We start from the raw sequence: 20,743 nt of genomic DNA, 5'->3' as shown, positions 1-20,743 counted from the left end.
TTTTCCCAACGAAGATATTCTTCTTGAAGAAGAAGAGATTCTGCTGACGCCAAATCCTGGCGCTACAGCCATGAACCTGACAGATTTAAAAAGGAAAACTGCTGCTGAGTTGGCCGTTATCTGTCAGGAAATGGGGTTGGACGGTACCGCTCGCCAGAAAAAGCAGGAAATTATTTTCAATATCCTGAAGGCGCATGCCCGTAATGGCGATGCTATTTATGGTGAGGGCGTGCTGGAAATTTTGCAGGATGGCTTTGGTTTTCTGCGTGCAGCTTCCGGCTCATACATGGCCGGACCCGATGATATTTATGTTTCTCCTTCGCAAATTCGGCGTTTTCACCTGCAGACGGGTGATACGGTGTCCGGGCAAATTCGTCCTCCCAAGGAAGGGGAGCGCTATTTTGCCCTCCTTAAAGTGGAGAGCATTAATTTTGAATCGCCTGAAGCGACCCGCAACAAGGTCAATTTTGATGATTTGACTCCCTTGTTTCCCGATGAACCTTTGCGTCTGGAATATGATGCTGTGGCTTACGGTGAAGTGGCACCACGCATTATTGACCTGGTTTCGCCCATTGGTAAGGGGCAGCGTGGTTTGATTGTGGCGCCGCCCAAAACCGGTAAAACCGTATTACTCCAGCAAATTGCTCACGCCATTACTGCCAATCATCCTGAATGCTATTTGATTGTGCTGCTGATTGATGAACGCCCGGAAGAAGTGACCGATATGCAACGCTCGGTGAAAGGCGAGGTGGTTTCTTCAACTTTTGATGAACCCGCAACCCGGCATACCCAGGTTGCTGAAATTGTTCTTGAAAAAGCCAAGCGGCTGGTAGAGCACAAGCACGATGTGGTAATTCTGCTCGATTCAATTACACGCTTGGCCAGAGCCTTCAATACGGTTGTTCCATCTTCCGGCAAGGTGTTGACAGGTGGTGTGGATGCCAATGCCCTGCAGAAGCCCAAACGCTTTTTTGGCGCCGCCCGAAATATTGAAGAGGGTGGTAGTCTGACTATTATCGCTACGGCTTTGGTGGAAACCGGCTCGAAAATGGACGAAGTGATTTTTGAGGAGTTCAAGGGCACCGGTAATATGGAAGTCCATCTGGATCGCCGTCTGGCCGAGAAGCGCACTTATCCGGCCATCAATCTCAACAAATCCGGAACCCGTCGGGAAGAATTGCTGGTACCTGCCGATTTGCTCAGCAAAATGTGGGTATTGCGCAAATTGCTGGCACCTATGGATTCTTTGGAGTCCATGGAGTTTCTGCTCGACAAGGTGCGAGCCACCAAAAACAATGCGGAATTTTTTGATTCCATGAATCGCTGAGGATTGGCTGGACGTTTGCCCCCTCTATCCCTATAATTCGCCACTTTGTATTCAGGCCCGAGAGTAGCTCAACTATGAAATCCGAAATCCATCCCAAGTACGAAGAAATCACTGTGACCTGCAGTTGTGGAAATGTGTTTAAAACCCGTTCTACGGCCAATCGTGATCTTCACATTGATCTTTGTTCCGAATGCCATCCTTTCTATACCGGCAAGCAGCGCAATGTTTCTGCTGCGGGTCAGGTTGAGAAGTTCCGCAAGCGTTACGGCGGCGGTCAGTAAGTATCCATGGAACAGGCTGAAGCCCAGGCAGAATTGCGACGGCGGGCGCTGGATTACCACGCCCAAAGTCCTGCCGGTAAACTTTCAGTCATACCTAGCAAGCCCTGTAAAAGTCAGGATGATTTATCTCTTGCCTATACCCCTGGGGTTGCGGCACCGGTACGGGAAATTGCTGCTGACCCGGAAAAAGCATATGACTACACGTGCAAAGGTAATCTGGTTGCCGTGGTCAGCAATGGTTCGGCGGTGCTTGGACTGGGTAATGTCGGGACACTGGCGGGTAAGCCGGTCATGGAAGGCAAGGCTTTGCTTTTCAAGCATTTTGCGGACATCAATGCCTTTGATATTGAAGTACAGGCCCGCGATGCGGAACATCTGATTGACGTTGTGGCGGCGATTGCTCCGGGTTTTGGCGGCATCAACCTGGAAGATATTGCGGCGCCCATGTGTTTTCAGGTGGAAGAAGCCCTGCAAAAAATGTTGGACATTCCGGTTTTTCACGATGATCAGCATGGCACTGCCGTTATTGTCGCCGCTGCTTTGCAAAATGCACTGGAATTGCAGGGTAAGGTCTTTAAGGGCGTTAAAGTGGCCATTGTTGGAGCCGGTGCGGCGGGTCTGGCCATTGCAAAGATGCTGCGCGCTCTTGGTGTTGAGGCGTTGTATTTGAGTGATGTGCATGGCGTGCTGCATGCAGGCCGCAGCGACCTGACGCACTGGCACCAGCCCTTTGCTACGGCACCTGCGCATTGGACCCTGATGGATATGCTGGCGGATGCCGATGCGGTCATCGGCGTTTCAGTACGCGGTGCCATTCCCGAAGCGGCTTTGTCCGGACTGGCTGCAAAGCCGGTGATATTTGCCCTGGCGAACCCTGACCCGGAAATTGATCCCGTTGCCGTAAAACGCTTTCGTCCAGATGCCATCATGGCGACCGGGCGTTCGGATATGCCCAATCAGGTGAATAATGTCCTGGGTTTTCCCTTTTTATTTCGGGGTGCCCTGGATTGTCGCGCACGGCAGATTAATCAGGAAATGCTGCTGGCCGCTGTCGATGCGCTGGCGCGATTGGCCCGGGAGCCCGTTCCTGAAGAAGTTCAACAAGCCTATGGTTTTTCAGGGGCTGGCGGACTGAGCTTTGGGCCTGAATATTTTATTCCCAAGCCCCTCGACCCGCGCCTGCGGCAGTGGGTGGCAGGTGCAGTGAGTGCAGCCGCGCGCAAAAGCGGCGTCTCCCGGCTCTAAGTAAACATGCGCCTCGCGGATCTGACAGTTCGCGAATTGCGACTGGCCTTAGGGCAACTTCTCGCAGCGATTGTTTTTTTTTGCATTAGTCTGGGAAATCCTCGCACCTTTTCTGCCCGCCATTGTCTGGGCCGCTATTCTGGTTTACGCAACCTGGCCTTTGGCAAAGCCCATGCGCCGTCACTGGCCACCTCTGCTGGCCGCTTGCGGGGCGACATTCATGCTGGCGCAGATTTTCATTGTCCCTGTTCTGTTTCTTAGCATGACTCTGGGCACAGAGTTGCATCATGTGCTGACAGAACTCAGTCAGCAGGATGCCCATATACTGATAAGCACTCAATGGACTCATAACGGCTTGATAAAGAACCTGCTTGAACAAATACCGTCTTCCTGGAAAGCGCAGTTTCGGCCGGGGGCTTTGTCTCCAGATTTGTCCGCCTGGGCGGGGCGTATCGGAATGCTGGCAGGCGGGATTGGTCGCTTTGCCGCCCTGCTGGTGTTGGTCCTCATTACGGCGTTTTTCTTTTACCGTTACGGACTGGAACTGCTTGATCAGCTGCGGCGTATGGTCCATCAGGTTCTGGGTCAGCGGGGGGATAACTATCTGCAAACCGTGGCCAACACCATTCGCGCTGTCATTTACGGAATTCTGGCGACGGCCCTGGCTCAGGGTGCCCTTGCGGGATTGGGCTATTGGGCAGCAGGATTACCTGCCCCGGTGTTGCTTGCCGTAATAACGCTGTTATTTTCTTTTTTACCATTTGGTACGCCCTTGGTGTGGGGGGCTGCCAGTATCTGGCTGCTGGTCCATGGACAAATCGCTGCGGGTGTGGGGCTGGCACTTTGGGGGGCTCTGGTGGTGAGCTGGATTGATAATCTGATCCGGCCACTGGTGATTTCCAGCGCAGTGCATATTCCTTTTCTGCTCGTCCTGTTTGGGGTGCTGGGAGGCATTCTGACATTTGGTCTGCTTGGATTATTTCTGGGGCCGGTCATCCTCGCCGTCCTGCTCGCCATCTGGCGGGAATGGTTGCAACCCCCACCGTCTGCTGAAACCTGAATTTCTGAGGTGGGACAGCTTGGCCTGTCGGGCGCTTGGTTCTATACTCCTCAGACCAACCAGACGGTCGGCCACTATGCTTTCCGGCTGCCGCTCCGCTTTCCGGCCACGTTAAAACGTCGGCCTCCTGAATACAGCACGAGGTTTACATGCGCTCAGATATGATCAAAAAAGGTTTTGAACGGACCCCTCATCGTTCCCTCCTGAAGGCTTGCGGGGTCACGGACAGTGACATGGATAAGCCCTTCATCGGTGTGGCGAACTCCTATATTGATATCATTCCCGGCCATGTGCATTTGCAGGAGTTCGGGCGCATCGTCAAGGAAAATATTCGGGCGGCAGGCGGTATTCCTTTTGAATTCAATACTATAGGCGTGGATGATGGCATCATTATGGGGCATGATGGCATGCGTTATTCATTGCCGAGCCGGGAGTTGATTGCGGACTCCATTGAAACCGTGGTGCAGGCGCATCATCTGGATGCTCTGATCTGTATTCCCAACTGTGACAAAATTGTACCGGGCATGATCATGGGCGCGCTGCGCTGCGATGTGCCGACAGTGTTCGTGTCCGGTGGCCCGATGGAGGCCGGAAAACTTTCCGATGGGACTTCCATTGATTTGGTGACGGCATTTGAAGCTGTGGGCCAGTTCAAACGCGGGCAGATTACCGAAATCCGCCTCAAGGAAATTGAAGATAAGGCCTGTCCGACCTGCGGTTCCTGCTCCGGCATGTTTACGGCCAACAGCATGAACTGTCTGATGGAAGTGTTGGGTATTGCGTTGCCGGGTAATGGTACGATTCTGGCGACGGCGGCAGGACGGCGAGATCTGGTGCGTCAGGCGGCTGACCGGGTAGTCGCTTTAGCCATGGCGGGCGGACCGACCATGCGTCAGCTGGTGGACTTTGACGCCATCGATAATGCTTTTATTCTGGATATGGCCATGGGCGGTTCTACCAATACGGTTTTGCATACCCTTGCTATTGCCCGCGAGGCAGGCATCCAGTATCCGCTTTCCCGCCTCAATGACCTGGCGCAGAAAGTAGCTTATTTGGCAAAGGTCTCCCCGGCACTATCCACCGTGCATATTGAGGATATTGGCCGGGCAGGGGGTATTCCCGCCATCCTCCATGAAGTACACAAGCGTAATCCCGATGTACTGCATCTGGACAAGCCGACGGTCAGCGGTCAGAGTCTTCGTGAAATTGTTTCGGAAGCGAGCGTCAAGGACAGTAAAATCATTCGCTTGGCTGATAATCCTATTTCTCCAACGGGGGGGCTGCGGGTGGTTTTCGGTAATCTCGCACCCGAGGGCGGCATTGTCAAAATTGGTGCGGTTATTCCGGAAATGCGCCGTTTTTCAGGCCCTGCCAAGATTTTTGAAAGTATGGATAGTGCTGCCGAAGGGATCCTGGCGGGCGAGGTGCAGGCGGGCGATGTGGTGGTTATCCGCTATGAAGGACCCAAAGGTGGTCCCGGCATGCCGGAAATGCTGACGCCAACCGCCAATATCATGGGCATGGGACTGGGTGAAAGCGTGGCCCTGATTACTGATGGTCGTTTCAGCGGGGCCACTCGTGGTGCCTGTATTGGTCATATTTCTCCTGAAGCGGCTGAAGGCGGGCCGATTGGTTTGCTGAAAGCCGGTGATATCATCTCGCTGGACCTGGACAATGGTAAAATTCATGTCGATTTGAGTGATGAAGAGCTTGCCGAGCGGCGCAAGCATTGGGTGCCCGTTGAGAAACCTTTATCGTCTTCCTGGTTGCGGCGCTATCGCAAGCTGGTTACCAATGCGGCCAATGGTGCCATTCTGGAGTCCTGATTATTCATGAGTACTGGTGAATTACATATTGGTGTTTATGTAGATGCGGAAAATGTGCGCTATAACGGTGGCTATTCCATGCGTTATGACGTATTGCGGCGTTTCGCTGCGCGTGAAGATCAGGCGCGCCTGCTGCGCCTGAATACCTATATGGCCGTGGATGGGGAACGCATGAAAAGTGACCGTGAGTACCGGGAAGGTATCCGCAGTTACCAACAGGCGGTTCGTGATCTGGGTTGGAAAATCATTGAAAAGCCCGTGCGCTGGTTTGTGGATGATGAGGGTAATCGGGTTTCAAAAGCTAATGCCGACCTGGATCTGGCGGTGGATGTCATGCTTCAGTCCGAACGACTGGATCAGCTGTTGCTGGTGACCGGAGATGGTGATTTTCTACAGGTAGTCAGGGCGCTGCAAAACAAGGGTTGCCGCGTGGAAGTGTTGGCATTTCGCAATGTTTCCAGAGAATTGCAGCACGAGGCTGATGCTTTTTATTCAGGTTATCTGGTGCCTGGTTTGCTCCCGACCCGGGGCGATGTGCGCGTCCCATGGGGAGAAATGGGCTCGCGTATTCGTGGTATTTGTATTCGTTGGGAAGCCGAGCGCGGTTTTGGTTTTATCCGTTTTCTGACCAATATCTCCGCCCGACTCTGGGTGACCGATACGCGTCATGAGGACTCTCCCTACGAATCGGCTTTTGTGCATATTTCCGACTTGCCCCGCGAGCTGGATACGGACGAACTCCCCAGTCGGGATATTATTCTGGAATTTGACATTGAGCCCAGTGAAACTGAAAAAGGTGGATTTATTGCCCGACGCTGTACGGTGGTCAATCGCTATGATGGACGTAGTGGCGGCATGAGCAAACAACCCGAACGACACAGCCTGGATCGCGGCGAAGAACTGCATTTTGCAGAGACTCGGGAAGCGGAGGAAGCAGTCGAACCAGAAGTTCTGGAGGAGACCACGCCTTAAATCAGTTTTCTCAGAGAATCTGAAAAAAAACCTGACTACGACGTTGAAAATTATAGAGTTGCTGTCGTGGAACAGGAAGTTCCTCCAGGCTTCCCTGGCGGAATTTACGCTCCAGAAACCAGTGGGTAGTTTGGGTGCTCAACACAAAAATCTGTGACAATTGCCGTTCTCTGGCCCAGTTCTCACAAAACGCCATCAGCCGCTCACCGCGTCCCTGGCGACGATAACGGCTGTCCACCGCCAGACAGGCGACCTCCGCCATGCCCTGATCGGGATAAGGATACACGGCCGCGCAGCCAATAATCTTGCCGTCCCGTTCCATCACCACAAAATGATCTGCTTCCATTTCCAGGCGCTCACGACTGCGTTTGACCAGAATCCCTTTTTCTTCCAGAGGCCGGATCAAAGCGAGAATGCCGGGAATGTCGGCGACCGTGGCCATCCGCATATGTTCAAAGGAATCCCTGGATATCAGCGTGCCCAGGCCATCACGGGTAAACAGTTCGCGGAGCAGGGCACCATCCACATGCCGGGAAATCAGATGAACACGTTCTACGCCCCGGGCACAGGCTGCTCCGGCACTCAGCAGATGCTCGCGGGCATCGGCCGAAATATTTTGACGGTCCAGCAAGCCCGGAATTTCCGAAGAGGTCAGTTGCCGCAGAAGTTCTCCATCTCCATCCAGAATGCCGTCCTCGTCCATGTAAAAAACCAGTTTTGCCGCACCCAAAGCAATGGCTGCAGCTACGGCTACTTCTTCAGCACGGATATTGAACAGGGTTCCAGTAGGAGAAACACCGATGGGTGAAAGCAGGACAATTTCATCAGCAGCCAGATGCCGTTCCATGGCCTCATTGGCCACCCGCCGTACTTGCCCGGTACTTTGGTAATCCACCCCGTCGAGAATACCCAAAGGCTGGGCAATGATGAAATTACCGCTGACCACCTGAAGTCCGGCATGTGCCATGGGTGAGCCCATTTGTCCTTCAGACAAAGCTGCTTCCACCACCAGGCGTGCGCCGCCTACCGCTTCCCGCAGTACCTGCATGGCTTCAGGGCTGGTAATGCGCTTACCATTGACGCGTTGCGTTTGTAAGCCATGAACCTGCAGAGCCGCATCAATTTGCGGTCCGGCGCCATGAACCAGCACCACGTTAATCCCCAGGCTGTTGAGCAGAGCAATGTCATGGGCCAGACCGCGAATACTGCCATCGGCAATGGCATTACCACCGAAGTTGATGACGAAAGTCTGCCCCCGGAAGCGGTGGATATAGGGAGAAGATTCGCGAAAACTGCGGACGAAACTATCAGCAGGCATGTTTTGTCCCTGCAATATCCAGCGCAAAGCAATTATTGTCAGTCAGCAATGATGGCTGCCCGTACGTTACTGGGTATTCAGCGAGATGGTCGGGCGCCGGGTTCTGGGTTTGTTCAGCGCGGCAAATTCTTCGGGGGTATAAGCCTTGACGGCCAGGGCATGAATTTTTTCCCGTACTGACTCTGTTGCCGCGTTGACCAGCCGGTGACGGGCGAGGGGCGCCATACCTTCGAACTGATGGCAGACAATACGCAACTCGTAGTGACCGCCACCGTCGGACTGCTCGTGGGAACTGTGGGCCTTACTACGATCCTTGATTTCCAGAAATTCGGGATGAAGGGCATCTTCAATGAGTTGTTCAAGCACTTGCTGGTTCATGGTAAAAACACTCCTTTATAGGGGCGAACACTGACATCTGCGTAGACGCCAGCACTGAGATAGGGTTCGGCGGCCGCCCAGGCATGCGCTTCTTCCAGAGAATTAAAACGGGCGATAATCAGACTGCCAGTAAATCCCGCTTCGCCGGGTTCTTCCGTATCAGCAGCCGGGAAAGGGCCCGCCGTCAGCAGTCGCCCTTCGGATTGCAACTGATGCAGGCGCGCCAGATGATCACCCCGGGCGTTTTGGCGCTTGCTCAGGGAATTCGGATTATCGGTGCCAATGATGCAGTAATACATAAGCTTGTCCTGTCAATGAATGAGCGGTATCGGTGTTTCCGGCATCGGCGTTCACGAGTCACTGTCTTTAATTTCCTGGGGAAGTGCCCGGGAAATGACCACGGCCTGGAACAGCACAAAAATGATGGTAATGCCGAGCATACCGAAAAGCTTGAAGTCTACCCAGATACCCGTCGAAAAACTGTAGGCCACCACCAGATTCAGGACCGCGCCAAAAATAAAAAACGTGATCCAGTAGATATTGAGGCGTTTCCAGAAAGACTGCGGTAGGGTAGCCGGCAGTTGACTACCCATCAGGCGCTCGAGCAGAGGCTGTTCCCGCCAATGGGTAAACAACAGGACTCCGGCAAAAAGCAGATAGAGGATGCTGGGTTTGACCTTGATGAAGGTGTCATTATGAAAATAGAGAGTCAGGCCACCGAAAATCAGAATCAACAGCGTAGAGACCCAGGTCATTGTCTCAATACGACCACGGCGCCACCACTGCCAGGCCATGAGCACAATGGCGGCAACAATCAGCACTTCTGTAGCCGTATAAATACCATGAATCTTATACGCTACAAAAAAGAGGATAATGGGCAGAAAGTCGGTAAGCAGTTTCATGACGGGACGCAGTAATATAGAGTGGAACCTGGCTATCTAATCACAGAAAGGAGTTCATGGACAGTGGAACGTCAGCATTTGCTTCAAAGTTTAGCAGCGCTGCTGGGGGATAGCAGTGATCATCCCTTGCCGGATTTCGCCAGCATCAAGGCTGCGCGTTGGCGACATTTGCCACTGGGTGGGCGTCTGGAGGCCGTCAGCCGGGTGGATTTGCCGGATATGGATGAGTTGTTGGGTATTGACGAAACCAAGGTGGCCCTGGAACTGAATACCCGGCAGTTTGTGGCCGGATTCCCGGCCAATGACGCCCTGCTCTGGGGCGGAAGGGGAACGGGAAAGTCTTCCCTGGTCAAAGCCTTGCTACGTCGTTATGCGGATCAGGGCTTGCGTCTGATTGAAATAGACGCGGATGGCATTCTCGATTTGCCGGAAATACTGGCCGCCCTGCAGGCTGCTGATCCCGAACAACGTTATCACTTTGCCCTGTTTTGTGATGATTTGTCTTTTGGTTCTGACGATCCTGGCTACAAGGCCCTCAAATCACTGCTCGATGGCGGTGTGGAGGCGCGGCCCGATAATGTGCTTTTGTATGCCACCAGTAACAGGCGCCATCTCATGCCCCGGCATTTTTCCGACAATGAAGAATATCACCGTCATGGTGATGAGATTATTGCGGGCGAAACAGCGGAGGAAAAAATCAGTTTATCTGAGCGCTTCGGATTGTGGCTGGGTTTTTATCCCTTTGATCAGACCATGTATCTGGATATTTGTGCCATCCATTTGCGGCGTCTGAATATGCCGGCGGATCCTGAACAATGGCAGGAGGAAGCCTTGCGCTGGGCACTGCAGCGTGGCTCCCGCAGCGGGCGGGTAGCCCGCCAGTTTGCCCGGCACTGGGCCGGATCAAAGTCACTGGCAGGACAGTAAAACGCCGCGCCCGGGCTGCGGGTTTCAGGCCTTGGGCTTGTTGATTTCCTGGCTGATGATGTGGAGCATCTGCGCATGTATACGCAGATTGCCCGCCACGATGTTGCCATTTTCCAGAAATCCCTGGTCCCCCGTAAAGTCGGTGGCGACCCCACCGGCCTCCTGAACCAGCAGTGCTCCCGCTGCCAGATCCCAGGGTTTGAGGTTGAATTCCCAGAATCCGTCATAACGGCCGGCAGCCACATACGCCAGATCCAGAGCAGCAGAACCCGGGCGCCGAATGCCTGCAGTTTTCAGCATGAAGGCCTTGAAGGTGGCGAGATAGGTATCCAGATAGGAAAAATCCCGAAAAGGAAACCCTGTACCCAGAAGGGCACCATCCAGATCTTTGCGTTGGGCAATGCGCAGGCGGCGATCATTGAGATGGGCGCCGCCGCCGCGCGTAGCGGTAAACAGCTCATCGTGGATGGGATTGTAAATAACTGCATGTTCCAGCCGGTCAAAATGTTTAATGCCAATGGAAACACAGAGCTGTGGCATGCCATGAATGAAATTGGTGGTGCCGTCGAGAGGATCGATAATCCATTCAAAATCCTTGTCGGGAATCCGGTTGCCTTCTTCGGCCAGAATGCCATGATCCGGGTAGGCGCGGCGGATGATTTCGACAATGGCTGCCTCAGCGCGTTGATCCACGTCGGTCACAAAATCATTGTGCGCTTTGCTGGTGATGGTGATTTCATTGACCCGGGCAAAACTGCGATTGATGATATCGCCGGCTTTACGGGCGGCCCGGATAGCGGTAACAAGTATGGGATGCTGCATGGGAACCCTTTGGCAAAACAAATTGGACACAGTATAAGGGAGAACGGCAATGAGCGCACGAATAGCGCTGCGCATCAAACTAAACAGCGCGTGATCAGGAGCAAGCTAGCTTGAGTACAAAATTTCTGGAGAGGCTGCGGGTGGTTCTGGTGGAAACCAGCCATCCGGGCAATATTGGCGCTACTGCCCGCGCCATGAAAGTGATGGGACTGCAACATCTGGTCCTGGTGAATCCACGTTTTTTTCCTCATCCTGAAGCGACAGCACTGGCATCAGGTGCCGAGGATATTCTTGAACAGGCGCAAGTCACAGCAGATCTGGCTGCAGCCTTGAAGGGCTGCCACAAGGTCTATGGAACCAGTGCCCGGGATCGCCGCATTCAGTGGCCCGTATTGGATGCCCGCGAGGCGGCTGTGGAAATGGTTGCGGAACTTGCTGACGGAAATTGTGCGCTGGTTTTTGGCCGTGAGCGCACGGGGCTCAGCAATGAGGAGCTGGATCACTGTCAGGTTCTGGTGAATATTCCCACGGCGGAATTATATCATTCCCTGAATCTGGGTCAGGCGGTGCAGGTTCTGGCTTACGAACTGCACATGGCGACTCTTCAGGCAAATCTGGAGCCGCACCCTGATCCCGATGTAACCAGCGTAGAACTGACAGCGCCTATGGAGGACATGGAAGGTTTTTATGATCATCTGGAGCAGGTTTTGCGGCAAAGTGGTTTTTTACAGGAAATTCGTGCCATCCGGATGATGCGTCGATTGCGTCGTCTCTATGACCGGGCCCGGCCTACGGTTAATGAAGTCAACATTCTGCGTGGCATACTTACCGAAATACAGCGCTGGGCGACGAATAGTAGACAAAAAGGATCGGGATAGTCTTTAATGCGGTCTGACAAGGGCCCGTAAAACCTGGAGGAACATAACGAATGGCTGGTCATTGGCGTGCTGACCTGGATGCCGTATTTGCCCGTGATCCTGCCGCCCGCAATCGTCTTGAGGTTTTGCTGACCTATCCCGGTGTGCATGCCCTGTTTATGCACCGTCTTGCCCATGGGCTATGGAAACGGCGCTGGCGCTTGCTGGCCCGCAGTCTTGCGGCTTTTTCCCGTTTTTGGACGGGCATTGAAATTCATCCTGGTGCCTGCATTGGGCAGCGCTTTTTTATTGATCATGGCATGGGTGTAGTGATCGGTGAGACGGCAGAAATTGGTGACGATTGTACGCTTTATCATGGTGTCACACTGGGTGGAACGTCCTGGCAACCGGGCAAGCGTCATCCCACATTGGGTAATGGCGTGATTGTCGGCGCGGGGGCCAAAGTGCTGGGACCCATTATGGTTGGCGATCAGGCTCGGGTTGGTTCCAATGCGGTCGTGGTCAAATCGGTTCCGGCAGGGGCGACAGTGGTGGGTATTCCCGGCCGGGTCGTAAATAAAGGGGAACAACACCCGGATAATTTTGAAGCCTATGGACTGACTGGGCAGATGCCTGACCCGGTAGCGCGAGCGATAGAATGCATGCTTGAACACATGCATCGCCAGGATGCCGAGATCACCCAGATCAGATCCGGATTACAACAATTACAACCGCGTGAAGCCTTGATGCCGGTCGAGGAAATCGCTTGTTCTCTGGAAGCAGAGCAGGATTCTGCCGAACAGGGAACTCCAAAACAGAATACTTGACTAAATTAGTACAGATAGTAGGATGTGCAGCAGAGGTTACCTGATATGAAATTGACGACGAAAGGCCGCTATGCCGTAACAGCCATGCTGGATTTGGCCCTGCACCAGAGTGATGGCGTGGTGACGGTGGCGGATGTTTGCCAACGTCAGCAAATATCTGTGGCTTATCTGGAGCAGTTGTTTGGACGTATGCGGCGCTTCGGACTGATTGAAAGTGTACGTGGGCCAGGTGGAGGTTATCGGCTGGCTGTACCGGATTCAGAAATTCCCCTGACCAGGATTGTCGAGGCGGTTAATGAGTCCATCAGTACAACCCAGTGCGGTGGCGAACCGCAAAACTGCTGCAAGGGTGATGGCCAGCAATGCCTGACTCATGATTTGTGGGAAGAATTGGGCGAGCGCATCGCCAGTTTTCTCGGGAATATCACCTTGGGTGATCTGGTTGCCCGACATTTACAAAAAGAATCGGCGCAGGGTGTGCCGATTCGTATGCAAAATCGCCATGCGTTGCATGCGGCAACACATGATACCGCTTGATACCGTGAGGTGCAGAAAATGAATCAACCCCAAATTATCGACCTGGAAAGCAAGAAACCCTTGCTGATTAACCCGGATCGTCCCATTTATCTGGATTATCAGGCGACTACGCCGGTAGACCCACAGGTGTTGGAACAGATGCTGCCTTATTTGACCCATGATTTTGGCAATGCAGCGAGCCGTTCCCATGCTTATGGCTGGACAGCAGAAAAAGCCGTCGAAAAAGCCCGTCAGCAGGTGGCGGATGCGCTTCATGCGGATCCCCGGGAAATTGTCTGGACCTCCGGCGCAACAGAGGCCACTAATCTGGCCTTGAAAGGTGCGGCGCATTTTTATTCCGGTAAAGGCAAGCACATTATCACCCTGCGCACCGAGCATAAGGCAACTCTGGACACCTGCCGTCAGTTGGAGCGGGAAGGTTTTGAGGTCACTTATCTGGAGGTTCAGGAAGATGGTCTGGTCGATCTGAAGGCTTTCGAAGCCGCCATTCGTCCGGACACCATCATCGCCTCGGTGCTGTTCGTAAATAATGAAATCGGCGTCATCCAGCCCATGGAAGAAATTGGCCGGATTTTGCGGACGCACAAGGTCCTTTTTCATGTGGATGCGGTGCAGGCGCTGGGTAAGATACCAGTAGATGTAGAAGCCATTCAGGCGGACATGATGAGCCTGTCCGGACACAAGATTTATGGCCCTAAAGGCATCGGTGCACTATATGTCCGGCGTAAGCCCCGGGTGCGCGTGGAAGCTCAGGTGCATGGTGGTGGTCACGAACGGGGTATGCGTTCAGGTACTTTGCCCACGCACCAGATTGTCGGTATGGGAGCAGCTGCGGAACTGGCCGTTCAGTTGATGGATGCTGATGCCCAAAGAATTGGTAAATTGCGCGATCGTCTGCTCAAAGGCATCCAGGATCGTATTGAGGAAACCTATATTAATGGCAGCATGGAACATCGGGTTCCGCATAACCTGAACATCAGTTTTGCCTTTGTCGAAGGCGAATCTTTGATCATGGCCCTGAAGGAAATTGCGGTTTCCAGCGGTTCAGCCTGTACTTCAGCCAGTCTGGAGCCGTCTTACGTGCTTCGGGCATTGGGTAAATCCGACGAATTAGCCCATAGTTCCATTCGTTTCGGTATTGGGCGCTTTACGACCGAGGCAGAAATTGATGCCACCATCGAGTTGATAGCTGGCAAAGTGGGCAAATTGCGGGAGTTGTCACCGCTTTGGGAAATGCATCTGGAAGGCATAGATCTTAACAGTATTCAGTGGGCCGCACATTAAGGCCCTCAAGCAAGGAGAATAGTCATGGCATACAGCGAAAAAGTGATTGATCATTATGAAAATCCCCGGAATGTCGGGGCGATGGACAAGGATGATAGTGGGGTTGGCACCGGCATGGTAGGCGCGCCCGCATGTGGAGACGTCATGCGTCTGCAGATCAAGGTGAACGAGCAGGGCATTATCGAAGATGCCAAGTTCAAGACCTATGGTTGCGGTTCGGCCATTGCCTCCAGCTCACTGGTTACCGAGTGGGTCAAGGGTAAAACTCTGGACGAGGCCATGACGATCAAAAACAGTCATATTGCCGAAGAGCTGGAACTGCCGCCCGTCAAAATCCATTGCTCCGTGTTGGCGGAAGATGCCATCAAGGCGGCTGTGGAAGACTATCGCAGCAAGCAAGGTGCCGGGCAGGCCAGTCAAACTGAAGTGGCTGCCGCCCAGGTGGCACATTAAGGATACGGTCATGGCTTTGACTTTATCGGAAAGCGCGGTCCAGCAGGTACGCAAGAGTATTGCCAAGCGTGGCAAGGGCTTGGGAATCCGTATCGGGGTCAAAACCAGCGGTTGTTCCGGGCTGTCCTATGTAATGGAATTTGTCGATACGCCCAACCCCGAGGATATGGTTTTTCCCCATGACGACGTGAGTCTGTTCGTGGATCCGAAAAGCCTTATTTATCTGGACGGGACGGAGCTGGATTTTACCCGTGAAGGCCTGAATGAAGGGTTTCGCTTCAACAACCCCAATGTGAAGGACTCCTGCGGCTGCGGCGAGAGCTTCACGACCTGATGGCAGATGTATGCATTCAGTGCGGGGTGGAGCTCAATGCTCCCCCCGCACTTTGTCATTCTTGTGGAGCTATTCAGCCCTTTCGTGCGGAGTTGTCCCTGTTCGATGTGGTCGGGTTGCCGGAAAGCTATGATCTGAATCTGCAGGCATTACGGAGTCAGGTATTGCAGTTGCAGAAAGTCCTGCATCCCGACCGCTTTGCCCGGGCAGAAGCGGCAACCCGGCGCTTTTCCCTGGAGTGGAGTACCCGGCTGAATGAAGCGCTGGCGGTACTGCGTGATCCCCTGAAGCGTGCGGACTATTTGTTGCAACGTCAGGGAATTGATGCCCTGGGTGAACAGGTCAAGGTGGCTGATCCGTCACTGCTGATGACCCAGATGGTGTATCGTGAGCGTCTGGAAGATCTGCTTGCAGCCAGGGACCAGAACGGGTTGGATCAATTGCGTGGAGAAGTGGAAGACGCTTCATCCAAAGCGGTAAATAAGCTTCACATCCTCTTGAAAAATCTGCCCTGCGAACAGGTTGACGAGGCTGGATCTGTGCTGCGTGAGTTACAGTTTCTGGACAAACTCCTGGGTGAAATTGAGCGTGGCGAAGAGTCCTTGCAAAACCTGTAGTTTTTTGGATGCATCACACGAACTTTTAAGATAAAGCCTGGCGTAGTTGCTTTGCAGGAACCATACCCAGAGCTTTTTTATCATGAATAAACAAGGTGCTATAGCATGGCTTTAATGCAAATTGCAGAACCGGGCATGACTGCTGATCCGCATCAGCGGCGGCTGGCTATCGGGATTGATCTGGGAACTACCCATTCTCTGGTAGCTTCCGTGATGTCTGCGCTGCCGACGGTCATGCGCAACCATGACGGGCAATATTTGTTACCCTCGGTGGTGCGTTACTGCGAAGACGACAAGGTGGTTGTGGGTTATCCGGCACAGGCGGCAGCGGGACAGGATCCCCATAACACTATTGCTTCGGTCAAGCGTTTTATGGGTCGTGGTCATGAAGACGTCCAGCTTTTGGCCGGGCACTTACCCTACGATCTGGTGCCCGCTGAAGGCATGATTCGCCTGCGTACGCGTGCGGGTGAAAAGTCTCCCGTTGAGGTTTCTGCAGAAATTCTTAAGGTTCTGAAAAATCTCGCAGAGGAAACGTTGGGGTCTGAGCCCGAGGGTGTCGTGATTACCGTGCCCGCCTATTTTGATGAGGCGCAGCGGCAGGCGACCAAAGATGCTGCCCGTCTTGCTGGCTTGAATGTTTTGCGCCTGCTGGCCGAGCCAACGGCAGCGGCAGTGGCGTATGGACTGGATAAAAAAAGTGAAGGTCTTTTTGCCATTTATGACCTCGGCGGCGGCACTTTTGATATCTCCATTTTACGCCTGCAGGCGGGAGTGTTTGAAGTGCTGGCAACTGCCGGCGATACGGCCCTGGGTGGCGATGACATGGACCATGTCATCGCTGAATGGTTGATGGCGGAGAGTGGTATCCATCTGGATGATCCACTCTGGCGTCGTCAAGTTCTGCAACAGGCGCGGCAGGCCAAGGAAGCCTTAACAGATCAGGAGCAGGTTCAGCTAACTCTGGACTCCGGGCAGGGTGCTCCCCGCGTCATCCAATTGACGCGAAAGCAGCTTGAAACCCTCATTCAGCCTGTTTTACAGCGCACCCTTCCAGCCTGCCGGCGCGCCCTGCGTGATGCAGGTCTGAAAGTGGCGGATGTGGATGGGGTGGTGCTGGTAGGAGGGGCAACCCGGGTTCCGGCCCTGCGTCGTCTGGTGGCCGAATTTTTTCAGCAGCCCGTATTGACTGATATTGATCCTGATCAGGTGGTGGCTTTGGGTGCGGCCATTCAGGCCGATGCGTTGGTGGGCAATCAGCGCGAAGATTTACTGTTGATGGATGTTCTGCCCCTTTCTTTGGGTCTGGAGACCATGGGCGGGCTGGTGGAAAAAATTATTTCCCGGAATACCCCTATCCCCGCTGCCAAGGCCCAGGAGTTCACGACTTTCAAGGACGGCCAGACGGCTATGAGTATTCATGTGCTCCAGGGGGAGCGGGACCTGGTGCAGGATTGTCGTTCTCTGGCGCGTTTCAGCTTGCGCGGGATTCCCCCAATGGTAGCCGGAGCTGCCCGCATCCGCGTGACTTTTCAAGTGGATGCTGATGGACTGTTAACGGTATCTGCAGAAGAAACGAGTACAGGTGTGCGTTCTGAGGTGCTGGTCAAACCCAGTTTTGGCCTCAATGACGAAGAAATTGCCCGCATGCTCCAGGATTCTTTTGCGCATGGGGCTGAAGACATAGCGCATCGGCGTCTTTCTGAAGCACGGGTAGAAGGGGAACGGGTGCGCGAAGCCTTGCAAGGTGCCTTATCGACAGATGCTGCCTTGCTGCAAGCGGACGAAAAAGCCCGATTGGATGCCGCCAGTCAGCATTTAGAGCAGTGTCTGGCAGGCAGTGATGCAGATGCCATCAGTAAAGCCGCCGAGGCTGTGGAAGCTGCAGCCGAACCTCTGGTGCAGCGACGCATGGATAGTGCCTTGCGGCGGGCTATTGCCGGCCGTTCCATAGATGATCTGGGAGAGTGAATGACTAAAATACAAGTACTACCCAATGCTGAACTTTGCCCCGAAGGGGCGGAGTTTGAGGCGGAGCCGGGGGAAACCATCATTGCTGCGGCCATGCGCAACCATATAGCGATTGAACATGCCTGTGAAATGTCCTGTGCCTGTACGACCTGTCATGTCATTTTGCGTAAAGGTTTTGACAGCCTCGAAGCAGCCGAAGAAAAAGAGGAGGATCTTCTTGACAAGGCCTGGGGTCTGGAGCCCACTTCGCGCCTGAGTTGTCAGGCCAAAGTAGCGGAAACCCCTCTCGTCATTGAAATACCCAAGTACACCATCAATCTGGAAAAGGAGCGGCACTGATGCATTGGGGCGATACCATGGACATTGTTTTCGCACTGGATGAAGCACACCCCGATGCAGATGTGCAGTTACTCCGGTTCACGGATTTGCATCGCTGGATTGTGGAGCTTGCAGATTTTGATGACGATCCTGAAAAGTCCAGCGAAGGGGTTCTCGAAGCCATCCAGATGGCCTGGCTGGCAGAGCGGGACTAAGGACAGATTAACATGGCGGCGCCCAAGGCATTGGTGGCACTTTCCGGCGGTGTGGATTCAGCGGTAGCTGCGATTCTCATGCAGGAACAGGGCTATGACCTGATCGGCGTTACCATGCGTCTCTGGCCGAAAAGTCGTTGTTGCGACGAGAAAGATATTGAAGACGCAGCCGAAGTCTGTGTCCGGCTCAAAATCCCTTATCAGGTTCTGGATTACCGCGAAGCTTTTCGCCAGCAGGTTGTGGACGTGTTTGTGGCAGAATATCAGGCGGGGCGAACGCCCAATCCCTGTGCCCGCTGCAATCAGTTTCTCAAGTTCGATGCCCTGTTGGAAGAAGGGAAAAAGCTGGGTGCGACGATTCTCGGTACGGGTCATTATGCCCGTCTTCAGGAAACCCCTTCCGGGATGTCTTTGCTGCGGGGTGAGGACGCAGCCAAAGATCAGTCCTATTTTCTGTTTGCTCTGAATGCTGGTCTGCTGCCACAGTTGTGTTTTCCGGTGGGTGAAATGAATAAGGACGCGGTTCGGGCCATCGCCCGGCGGCACGGTTTGCCGGTGGCAGCCAAACAGGACTCTCAGGATATCTGCTTTGTTCCGGACGGGGACTATCGGCGTTTCCTGGCGGATTATGCCGGCCTTGATATGGAGCAGGAAGGGGAGATGGTCGATAGCAGCGGTCAAGTCATCGGGCATCATTCCGGAACCCTGAATTTTACCGTAGGACAGCGCAAAGGTCTGGGTGGCGGCAATGGCCAGCCGCGCTACGTGCTGGCCCTGGACCCGGTTCGTAATCAGGTGCGAGTCGGTAGTGAAAATGAGTTGTATCAGCCTCAGGCCTATTTGCAGGACTGCAACTGGCTGACGCCCCTCTCTGCTTCTGATGAACACCCTGTGACCGTCAAGTTGCGGTATCGCTCGCGCCCGGAGCCGGGGCTGTTGCTCCTGAAGGAAGATGGTCGTGCCGAAATCCGCTTTCATGAAGCACAACGGGCCATTACTCCCGGTCAGGCGGCGGTGTGTTATCAGGGCGAGCGTCTGATTGGTGGTGGCTGGATCAGTAGCGCCCATGGTGTTTGATTGATAAGGAGAGTCAATAGATGTCTGCAGATTCAAAAAGCAATTCGATGATTTATCGTCATCTCGGCCGCAGCGGTTTACAGGTTAGTCTGTTTTCTTTGGGCTCCTGGGTCACCTTCCATAACCAGGTAGATGCTTCAGGCGTTCGCGAAATGATGGCTATGGCCTGGGATGCCGGGGTCAATTTTTTCGATAACGCAGAAGTATATGCCAACGGTGAAAGTGAGCTGTTAATGGGTAAGGCTTTGAAAGAACTAGCCTGGAATCGTCTTGATTTTGTGATTTCCAGTAAGTTTTTTTGGGGGTTGAAGCCGGTTGGTGGAAAACAGTCCAGGATCAACAGTCAAAATACGCTCAACCGGAAATATTTAATGCAGGCTATTGATGGCAGTCTGCAGCGTCTGAAACTGGATTATCTGGATCTTATATTCTGTCATCGCGCTGATCCTCATACCCCTGTTGAGGAAACGGTTTGGGCGATGCATAACATTATCGAACAGGGCAAGGCACTTTACTGGGGAACCAGTGAGTGGAGTGCTGATGAAATTCGTGCTGCCTGGGAAGTTGCCGAGCGTCATCATTTGCATAAACCGGTGATGGAGCAGCCACAGTACCATTTGTTCCATCGTCAGCGTGTAGAAAAGGAATATGCCAGATTGTACAACGACATAGGTCTTGGTTTGACCACCTGGAGTCCGCTGGCCTCAGGACTTTTGACGGGTAAATATGTTGAAGGAATTCCTGATGGTAGTCGTGGTGCCATGCAAAATATGGCATTTTTACAGGAAGAATTACTGGATCAGCAAAAAAATCATGCTGTAGCTCAATTGCAGGAAATTGCGCACTCATTGGATTGTAGTGTCGCACAATTGGCTTTAGCCTGGGTGGCTCATAATCCCAGAGTCAGTACAGTTATTCTTGGAGCATCTCGTCCTGAACAATTACAAGAAAATCTTGCTGCGTTGGATGTTCTGAAGAAGCTGAATCCGGAAACGGTGGATAAGATTGAAGGTTTGACGGCGAAATTTGCCGATTAACTCATTTTATTCTCGTATTTATGTTTATATTCTGATAAAGTCCGTTCGCCAACATGATACAGTCTATATGATGGCCCTTTGCATTGGTCCCCACCTTGAGAAGCGTCTGCCCAGACTGACGCCCTAGCGGCGAGGCCGGTGTTTTTTTGGAGTAAATC

The 20,743-nt window shown here is 53.4% G+C and carries 24 protein-coding genes; 19 read left to right on the top strand and 5 right to left on the bottom strand.

The features are described from left to right. Nucleotides 1-70 precede the first annotated feature (70 nt). The 6 genes from rho to H7F08_RS02775 all read left to right on the top strand — a co-directional run bounded on the left by rho (nt 71) and on the right by H7F08_RS02775 (nt 6,711). Nucleotides 71-1,327 (top strand): transcription termination factor Rho, encoded by a 1,257-nt coding sequence (rho, locus tag H7F08_RS02800; protein WP_010639222.1) that lies wholly within the window; start codon nt 71-73, stop codon nt 1,325-1,327. A gap of 74 nt (nt 1,328-1,401) precedes the next feature. Continuing rightward, nucleotides 1,402-1,608: a 50S ribosomal protein L31 gene (gene rpmE / locus H7F08_RS02795; protein ID WP_010639220.1), complete on the top strand. Its 207-nt coding sequence runs from the start codon at nt 1,402-1,404 to the stop codon at nt 1,606-1,608. Nucleotides 1,609-1,614: 6 nt separating this feature from the next. Then, the gene (locus H7F08_RS02790) at nt 1,615-2,853 is read left to right on the top strand and encodes a malic enzyme-like NAD(P)-binding protein (protein WP_193639779.1); all 1,239 of its coding nucleotides are present in this window, start codon (nt 1,615-1,617) and stop codon (nt 2,851-2,853) included. A gap of 70 nt (nt 2,854-2,923) precedes the next feature. Then, nucleotides 2,924-3,913 carry an AI-2E family transporter gene (locus tag H7F08_RS02785; RefSeq protein WP_226831567.1) on the top strand — a complete coding sequence of 330 codons (990 nt, stop codon included), beginning with the start codon at nt 2,924-2,926 and terminating at the stop codon, nt 3,911-3,913. Nucleotides 3,914-4,062: 149 nt separating this feature from the next. Then, entirely contained in the window at nt 4,063-5,739 is a 1,677-nt protein-coding gene (ilvD, locus tag H7F08_RS02780; protein WP_010638733.1) for a dihydroxy-acid dehydratase, read from the top strand. A 6-nt stretch (nt 5,740-5,745) separates the two neighbouring features. Beyond that, the gene (locus tag H7F08_RS02775) at nt 5,746-6,711 is read left to right on the top strand and encodes an NYN domain-containing protein (RefSeq protein ID WP_075322856.1); all 966 of its coding nucleotides are present in this window, start codon (nt 5,746-5,748) and stop codon (nt 6,709-6,711) included. Nucleotides 6,712-6,721: 10 nt separating this feature from the next. Here the strand turns inward: H7F08_RS02775 and argA are convergent, their stop codons facing one another. From argA to H7F08_RS02755, 4 genes are all read right to left on the bottom strand, one after another. Beyond that, a complete protein-coding gene (gene argA, locus H7F08_RS02770) occupies nt 6,722-8,029 on the bottom strand; it encodes an amino-acid N-acetyltransferase (RefSeq protein WP_024893516.1) in 1,308 nt (435 codons plus the stop codon). Nucleotides 8,030-8,095: 66 nt separating this feature from the next. Next, nucleotides 8,096-8,407, bottom strand: coding sequence for a BolA family protein (locus tag H7F08_RS02765; protein WP_193639778.1), 312 nt, complete (start codon nt 8,405-8,407; stop codon nt 8,096-8,098). Then, nucleotides 8,404-8,706 (bottom strand): YciI family protein, encoded by a 303-nt coding sequence (locus tag H7F08_RS02760; RefSeq protein WP_024893514.1) that lies wholly within the window; start codon nt 8,704-8,706, stop codon nt 8,404-8,406. Before H7F08_RS02760 ends, H7F08_RS02765 begins: the two co-directional genes overlap by 4 nt. Nucleotides 8,707-8,757: 51 nt before the next feature. Continuing rightward, complete coding sequence (locus H7F08_RS02755) at nt 8,758-9,309, bottom strand: septation protein A (RefSeq protein WP_010638742.1); 552 nt, start codon at nt 9,307-9,309, stop codon at nt 8,758-8,760. Between the two features lie 63 nt (nt 9,310-9,372). Here H7F08_RS02755 and H7F08_RS02750 point away from each other — a divergent pair, with 63 nt between their 5' ends. Next, nucleotides 9,373-10,236, top strand: a complete 864-nt coding sequence (locus H7F08_RS02750) for an ATP-binding protein (protein WP_193639777.1) — start codon at nt 9,373-9,375, stop codon at nt 10,234-10,236. Between the two features lie 24 nt (nt 10,237-10,260). Here H7F08_RS02750 and H7F08_RS02745 read toward each other — a convergent pair whose 3' ends face one another. Then, nucleotides 10,261-11,058 (bottom strand): inositol monophosphatase family protein, encoded by a 798-nt coding sequence (locus H7F08_RS02745; protein WP_193639776.1) that lies wholly within the window; start codon nt 11,056-11,058, stop codon nt 10,261-10,263. Nucleotides 11,059-11,168: 110 nt separating this feature from the next. On the opposite strand from H7F08_RS02745, the gene H7F08_RS02740 reads away from it, so the two are divergent. The 12 genes from H7F08_RS02740 to H7F08_RS02685 all read left to right on the top strand — a co-directional run bounded on the left by H7F08_RS02740 (nt 11,169) and on the right by H7F08_RS02685 (nt 20,585). Next, on the top strand, nt 11,169-11,936 hold the full coding sequence (locus tag H7F08_RS02740) for an RNA methyltransferase (RefSeq protein WP_193639775.1): 768 nt from the start codon (nt 11,169-11,171) through the stop codon (nt 11,934-11,936). A 50-nt stretch (nt 11,937-11,986) separates the two neighbouring features. Further along, complete coding sequence (cysE, locus tag H7F08_RS02735) at nt 11,987-12,742, top strand: serine O-acetyltransferase (RefSeq protein WP_193639774.1); 756 nt, start codon at nt 11,987-11,989, stop codon at nt 12,740-12,742. Nucleotides 12,743-12,787: 45 nt separating this feature from the next. Further along, complete coding sequence (locus tag H7F08_RS02730) at nt 12,788-13,279, top strand: Rrf2 family transcriptional regulator (protein ID WP_010638749.1); 492 nt, start codon at nt 12,788-12,790, stop codon at nt 13,277-13,279. Nucleotides 13,280-13,297: 18 nt separating this feature from the next. Continuing rightward, entirely contained in the window at nt 13,298-14,563 is a 1,266-nt protein-coding gene (locus H7F08_RS02725; RefSeq protein WP_226831241.1) for an IscS subfamily cysteine desulfurase, read from the top strand. 24 nt (nt 14,564-14,587) lie between these two features. Further along, nucleotides 14,588-15,016, top strand: a complete 429-nt coding sequence (gene iscU / locus H7F08_RS02720) for a Fe-S cluster assembly scaffold IscU (protein ID WP_193639773.1) — start codon at nt 14,588-14,590, stop codon at nt 15,014-15,016. A gap of 10 nt (nt 15,017-15,026) precedes the next feature. Continuing rightward, nucleotides 15,027-15,350, top strand: coding sequence for an iron-sulfur cluster assembly protein IscA (iscA, locus tag H7F08_RS02715; RefSeq protein ID WP_010638753.1), 324 nt, complete (start codon nt 15,027-15,029; stop codon nt 15,348-15,350). Continuing rightward, a complete protein-coding gene (gene hscB / locus H7F08_RS02710; RefSeq protein WP_193639772.1) occupies nt 15,350-15,967 on the top strand; it encodes a Fe-S protein assembly co-chaperone HscB in 618 nt (205 codons plus the stop codon). The genes iscA and hscB overlap by 1 nt, the downstream gene beginning before the upstream one ends. A 105-nt stretch (nt 15,968-16,072) precedes the next feature. Continuing rightward, a complete protein-coding gene (hscA, locus tag H7F08_RS02705; protein ID WP_193639771.1) occupies nt 16,073-17,938 on the top strand; it encodes a Fe-S protein assembly chaperone HscA in 1,866 nt (621 codons plus the stop codon). Beyond that, a complete protein-coding gene (gene fdx, locus H7F08_RS02700; RefSeq protein ID WP_010638758.1) occupies nt 17,939-18,277 on the top strand; it encodes an ISC system 2Fe-2S type ferredoxin in 339 nt (112 codons plus the stop codon). After that, on the top strand, nt 18,277-18,471 hold the full coding sequence (gene iscX / locus H7F08_RS02695; protein ID WP_010638760.1) for a Fe-S cluster assembly protein IscX: 195 nt from the start codon (nt 18,277-18,279) through the stop codon (nt 18,469-18,471). The genes fdx and iscX overlap by 1 nt, the downstream gene beginning before the upstream one ends. Nucleotides 18,472-18,483: 12 nt before the next feature. Next, nucleotides 18,484-19,548 (top strand): tRNA 2-thiouridine(34) synthase MnmA, encoded by a 1,065-nt coding sequence (gene mnmA, locus H7F08_RS02690; protein WP_193639770.1) that lies wholly within the window; start codon nt 18,484-18,486, stop codon nt 19,546-19,548. Between the two features lie 20 nt (nt 19,549-19,568). Beyond that, nucleotides 19,569-20,585, top strand: coding sequence for a potassium channel beta subunit family protein (locus tag H7F08_RS02685; protein ID WP_226831243.1), 1,017 nt, complete (start codon nt 19,569-19,571; stop codon nt 20,583-20,585). Nucleotides 20,586-20,743: the final 158 nt, after the last annotated feature.

Source organism: Acidithiobacillus sp. HP-11, assembly GCF_015100075.1.
GTDB classification, from domain to species: Bacteria; Pseudomonadota; Gammaproteobacteria; order Acidithiobacillales; family Acidithiobacillaceae; genus Acidithiobacillus; species Acidithiobacillus thiooxidans.
The sequence above is the reverse complement of the archived record's forward strand: the minus strand, read 5'-3'. Positions and strand labels throughout refer to the sequence as shown.

Coding starts and splice junctions, on each gene's coding strand:
- H7F08_RS02760 (WP_024893514.1), bottom strand. CDS start 8,706: ATGTATTACTGCATCATTGGCACCGATAATCCGAATTCCCTGAGCAAG.
- H7F08_RS02755 (WP_010638742.1), bottom strand. CDS start 9,309: ATGAAACTGCTTACCGACTTTCTGCCCATTATCCTCTTTTTTGTAGCG.
- H7F08_RS02765 (WP_193639778.1), bottom strand. CDS start 8,407: ATGAACCAGCAAGTGCTTGAACAACTCATTGAAGATGCCCTTCATCCC.
- cysE (WP_193639774.1), top strand. CDS start 11,987: ATGGCTGGTCATTGGCGTGCTGACCTGGATGCCGTATTTGCCCGTGAT.
- rpmE (WP_010639220.1), top strand. CDS start 1,402: ATGAAATCCGAAATCCATCCCAAGTACGAAGAAATCACTGTGACCTGC.
- H7F08_RS02730 (WP_010638749.1), top strand. CDS start 12,788: ATGAAATTGACGACGAAAGGCCGCTATGCCGTAACAGCCATGCTGGAT.
- argA (WP_024893516.1), bottom strand. CDS start 8,029: ATGCCTGCTGATAGTTTCGTCCGCAGTTTTCGCGAATCTTCTCCCTAT.
- H7F08_RS02745 (WP_193639776.1), bottom strand. CDS start 11,058: ATGCAGCATCCCATACTTGTTACCGCTATCCGGGCCGCCCGTAAAGCC.
- hscA (WP_193639771.1), top strand. CDS start 16,073: ATGGCTTTAATGCAAATTGCAGAACCGGGCATGACTGCTGATCCGCAT.
- fdx (WP_010638758.1), top strand. CDS start 17,939: ATGACTAAAATACAAGTACTACCCAATGCTGAACTTTGCCCCGAAGGG.
- H7F08_RS02725 (WP_226831241.1), top strand. CDS start 13,298: ATGAATCAACCCCAAATTATCGACCTGGAAAGCAAGAAACCCTTGCTG.
- hscB (WP_193639772.1), top strand. CDS start 15,350: ATGGCAGATGTATGCATTCAGTGCGGGGTGGAGCTCAATGCTCCCCCC.
- H7F08_RS02775 (WP_075322856.1), top strand. CDS start 5,746: ATGAGTACTGGTGAATTACATATTGGTGTTTATGTAGATGCGGAAAAT.
- mnmA (WP_193639770.1), top strand. CDS start 18,484: ATGGCGGCGCCCAAGGCATTGGTGGCACTTTCCGGCGGTGTGGATTCA.
- iscU (WP_193639773.1), top strand. CDS start 14,588: ATGGCATACAGCGAAAAAGTGATTGATCATTATGAAAATCCCCGGAAT.
- ilvD (WP_010638733.1), top strand. CDS start 4,063: ATGCGCTCAGATATGATCAAAAAAGGTTTTGAACGGACCCCTCATCGT.
- H7F08_RS02685 (WP_226831243.1), top strand. CDS start 19,569: ATGTCTGCAGATTCAAAAAGCAATTCGATGATTTATCGTCATCTCGGC.
- iscX (WP_010638760.1), top strand. CDS start 18,277: ATGCATTGGGGCGATACCATGGACATTGTTTTCGCACTGGATGAAGCA.
- H7F08_RS02790 (WP_193639779.1), top strand. CDS start 1,615: ATGGAACAGGCTGAAGCCCAGGCAGAATTGCGACGGCGGGCGCTGGAT.
- rho (WP_010639222.1), top strand. CDS start 71: ATGAACCTGACAGATTTAAAAAGGAAAACTGCTGCTGAGTTGGCCGTT.
- iscA (WP_010638753.1), top strand. CDS start 15,027: ATGGCTTTGACTTTATCGGAAAGCGCGGTCCAGCAGGTACGCAAGAGT.